This is a genomic window from Ereboglobus sp. PH5-5, assembly GCF_029504805.1.
GTDB lineage: Bacteria > Verrucomicrobiota > Verrucomicrobiia > Opitutales > Opitutaceae > Ereboglobus.
Map to the genome: position 1 here is coordinate 1 of NZ_JAQFIT010000034.1, position 3,578 is coordinate 3,578.

Genomic DNA, 3,578 nt, shown 5'->3' on the forward strand with positions numbered 1-3,578 from the left:
AGGCGCAGGTGCAGGGCGTCCATGGCGGCGGCCCAGTCGAGCGCGAGTGTCGAGGCGGTGTTGAGGATCGCGTCGGCGGCGTGGCTGAGGTTGCGGTCCGAGAGATACCATTTGTTCGTGTCGGGCGTGTAGTCGCTGCCGTCGCCCTGGACCAGTTCGATGGTGGTGAGGTCATACTCGAGTTTGCCGCCGGGGTTCGCCATGACGAACTGCGCCGTGCCGCTGCCCGTCGTGATTAGCTCGATGGCGAAGTTGATCGCGGCGGGCGGTTCGCTGACGGGGTTGATGTATACGTCGTGGCGGCCCGCGCCGGCGTCGGTGATTGCGAGGTGGTTGGCGACGGTGCCGGCGGGGTTGATGCCGGCGGTGATGTCGGCGAGTTGCGCGTTGAGGATGAGGCGTCCGGTGGTGTCGCCGAGGGTGTCGATTTGCGCGGCGGCGGTCGGGGCGGCGTCGTCGAAGGCGAGCGCGCCGTTGTTCAGTTCGAGGGCTCGGAAGCGGTAGCCGGTGGTTTCGAGGATGAGCGCGCTGGTGGCGTCGAGCGTGGTGGCGGCGATGGTGTAGCCGGCGGGGTTGGCGAGGTGGAGCGTGCTGTTGGTGAGTTGGTGAAGGCCTTCGCCGTGGAGTTCGTTTTGCAGGGTGCCGGTGAGGTTGAGTTGCTCGAAGGCCGCGCCGTCGACGACGGTGATCGCGGCGGTGCCGAGCGCGTCGATCTTGGCGCCGATAAGACGGCCTTCGTCGATGCTCGCGTCGCCTTCGTAGCCGGGGCTGGAGGTGGCGACGATGAGGGTGCCGACGGCGTCGTTGATGAGCTGGCCGTCGCCTTCGATGGTGTTGAGGAAGGTGCCGGTGGCGGCGTTGCTGATGTGCAGGGTGCCGTCGAGCCGGATGGAGGCGTCGCCGAGGCTGTCGGCGTCTGTGATGTGCGCGGTGGCGCCGTTGGCGATGTTGGTTTGCGCGGTGTAGGCGGTGTTCGAGGTGGTGATCGCGAGGGTGCCGCCGGCGAGGGTGAGCGCGCCGGTGCCGGTGATGTGGCCGTCGACGCGACCGCCGTTGGCGATCGTTTGGGCGTGGTCGTTGAGGTCGAGGAGGGCTCCGGCGTCGATGTGGAGCTGGTCGGTTTGGCCGAGGGCGTTGTCAACGCCGGCGATGAGCGTGCCGGTGGCGAGGGTGCTGGTGCCGGTGTAAGTGTTGGAGCCGGTGAGGATCATCGTCGAGGCGGTGTTGTAGAGCACGCTGCCGGGGCCGGTGATGGCGGCGGCGAGGGTGTTGTCGGTCGCGCCGTCGCTGGTGAGGGAGAGGGTTTTGCCGTCCTTGACGTTCAACTCGACGAGCACGTAGTCGTAGTAGAGTCCGGCGGTGCCGGTGTAGGCGCTGGCGGTGCCGGCGGTTTGCGCGGTGTAGTTGTAGATGGCATTGACCTCGGTGTGCTCGATGACCTGGCCGTTGGACAGCGCGGTGCCGTCGGCCTGGCGGATCGCGATCTGGACGCCGGGGGTGGAGACGGTTTCGGCGGAGACGAGGAGCGTGGCGTTGTCGGTGAGGTTGTCCTGGTCGAGCCAGTTCTTTTGCGCAAGCGAGTCGATGATCGGGGTCGCGCCGCCGGTGTAGTTTTCGAAGACAACGGTGCTCGACAGGTCGGTGATGGAGAGCGTGCCGGTGCGGAGCACTTCGACGGGATCGACGCCGTTCATCGGCAGCCAGAGCGCGCCTCCGTTGAGCGTGAGGGCGGCGATGCGGCGGGTTTCGCCGTTGGCGTGGAGGATGCCGCCGGCGTTGAGTTGCAGCGCGGCGTTGGCGAGCACGTCGGTGTTGGCGGCGACGCCGAGGGTGAGCACAGTGTCGTCAAGGACGAGAGTGCCGCGGAAAGGACTGAAGGGCTGAAGGGCTGAAGGGCTGAAGGAGAAGGCGGTGCCGGAAAGGTTGACGGCGAGCGTGCCGGTGCCGGTGAGCGTGTTGGAGTAGGCCCAGGCGGTGGTGGCGGTGATCTCGAGCAGGCCGTCGATGTGGGTCGCGCCCGCGCCGAGGTTGGCGGTCGAGGAAACTTGCGCGGCTCCGGTGATGTTCCAGTCGGTGGAGTTGGTGCCGGTTAGGACTGTGTAGGACCCATAAGACCCTTGGGACACATGGGACGTGCCGGTGCCGGTGATGTTGTTGGCGAAGGTGCCCGTGGCGGCGAGGTCGAGGATCGCGTTGTTGATGACGGCGCTGCTACCGAGGCCCTGGAGGTTTTCGAGTCGCAGCGTGCCACCGGTGATTAGCGTCGTGCCGGTGAAGGTGGTGTTGGCGTGGTCGATCGTGATCGTGGTCGCGGGGTCGATTTTCTCGAAGACGCCAGAGCCGGAGAGCGCGGCATTGCCGAGGTTCGCGTCGGTCAAGGCGGCGAGGCGGCTGGTCGCGGAGATCGCGAAGGTGCCAGTGTAGTTTGTGTTGTCGGCGGTGAGCGTGATCGTGGCGCTGTTGACCAGTGAGAACCCGCCCTGCCCTGCCAGCGTCTTGGAAAGGTCGCCGGTCGCTCCGTCCGCGCTGAGTGTCGCGCCGGATGCGATCGCGATGGTGCCGGTGTTGCCGAGCGCTTGCGTGTTGTTGATAATCGTCGTGCCGGTGACGCCGATGTTGGCGGCGAAGGCGGCGTTGGTGTTTGTGATTGTCGCCAGGCCGCCGAGCCCGAGGCTGCCCGAGCCGGCGAGAGTCCCGTCGATTTGCGCGCCGTTGGCGATTGCCTGGGTGTGGCCGTTGAGGTTGTAGGCGGCGGTGTCGGTGATGAGCAGGTGGGCGGTTTGGCCGAGCGCGTCGTTGGCGGCGGCGATGAGCGTGCCGCTGCTGATCGTGGTTGTGCCGGTGTAGGCGTTCGAGTGGCTGAGGAATATTTGCGTGTCGTGCGCCTGGATTGTCAGGTTGCCGGTGCCGGTGATTTTGGCGCCGAGGACCGTGTCCGTCGCTCCGGCGTTGTCGAGCACGAGGTTGGTGTTCGTCTTGAGTTCGGTGAGCAGGTAGTCGACGTAGATGCCGGGACCCTCGATGTGGTTGCTGTGCGCGCTGCCGGTGACGTGGGCCGAGCCGCTTGAGAACGCGGCGTAGTTGTAGGTGGCCTCGATGTCGGTGTTGCCGTGCCCGTCGCCGACTATGAGCGTCGTGCCGGTGTTCGAGGGCGCCGCTCCGTTGAAGAGCAGGTTCATTTGTTTGCCGGCCTCGTCGAGCGAGGCCGCCTTGACCAGCTGGATGCTGTTCGTGCCGCTGTCCTGGTCGAGGAAGTTGCCCGTGGTCGGCGCGCCGGCGGGCGTGAGGCTCGTGTCGAGGTTGAAGCTCACCGAGTCCGCGTTGGCGACGGTGAGCTCGTTGACTTCAAGCACGTGCGCGGTGTCGGGCGACTGGAGGTGCACGTTGATCGTGCCGCCGATCAGTTCGAGGCCGTTGATTTTCATCGTGCCCGACACGCTGTTGGTGCCGAGGTTGATGATCGATCCGGCTTGCGTGCGCAGCGTCGCGTTGGCGAGGGCGGACTCGTTCGCGGTGTTGTGGAAGAGGTTGTAGGTGGTGTTTTCGAGGGCGAGGACGCCTTCGAAAAAGGCTGAAGA

At 66.2% G+C, this 3,578-nt stretch carries 1 protein-coding gene; it reads right to left on the bottom strand.

The features are described from left to right. Positions 1 to 3,578: pertactin-like passenger domain-containing protein (locus M2103_RS13135; protein WP_277511136.1), on the bottom strand; the 3,578-nt coding region annotated here is incomplete at both ends.